Origin of the sequence: Shewanella sp. 8A (genome assembly GCF_023475945.1) — a bacterium.
Taxonomy (GTDB): Bacteria; Pseudomonadota; Gammaproteobacteria; order Enterobacterales; family Shewanellaceae; genus Shewanella; species Shewanella xiamenensis.
In genome coordinates this window covers 1-708 of record NZ_JAMDJP010000098.1, presented here as the reverse complement: position 1 = coordinate 708, position 708 = coordinate 1, and the positions used below count along the sequence as shown (strand labels likewise).

At 50.4% G+C, this 708-nt stretch carries 1 protein-coding gene; it reads right to left on the bottom strand.

Features of this window, described 5'->3' with window-relative positions; translation table 11 throughout:
• Nucleotides 1-708, bottom strand: a 708-nt coding sequence (locus tag M0413_RS22690) for an Ig-like domain-containing protein (protein ID WP_249555750.1), incomplete at both ends; no start/stop codon positions are given.

The window sequence follows — 708 nt, the reverse complement described above, 5'->3', positions numbered from 1 at the left end:
CAAATCATGGTCGCTACTGTCTGCCGTTCCTGACACTGTGTAAGGAATACTCAGCGGATAACTCGGTGCCTCACCATTGAGATGAACACTCACAGTCACTTGATTCCCTTCTGCAATAACTTGATCTTTGCTCAGCGAAATCAATGGATTGACTTTGACCTTCTGCGCTTTAATCGCCTTGTTGCCCTCGCTGTCTACAGCCTGCCAATAGGCTAAGGAGTTGCCAGGAGCGAAGAACAAGCTCTTATTCACCAGCGACACGGGTAATGGATGGCCATTACGGTCAACCGCCTTGGCAAAACCGAGTTTCACCCGCGTAAACAGGCCTGTCGCATTCACCTCAACATCATCAGGTAGAGTGATCACGGGTTGACTCGCTGAGTCAGCGCCTTCAATCAGCACATTCACTTTGGCGGTTGCTCGGCCTTTGTTGCCATCGCTAATGGTATAACGCAGTGCAACAGGCCCCACATAAGCCTCGGGCGCGGTAAAGCTGAGTCCATCAGCAGTGATTTGTACACTGCCAATATCCGCAGCAGCACCATCAATGCTTAAGGTGTCACCATCAACATCCACATCGTTTGCCAACACAGCTAACGAATAGGTGTCATTTGCAGTACTGGTTAAGGTATAGCTGTCATCGATAGCTTGAGGATCGTCGTTCACTGGCGTAACCGTAACGGTGACTGTGGCAGGCTCTGAGCTCAG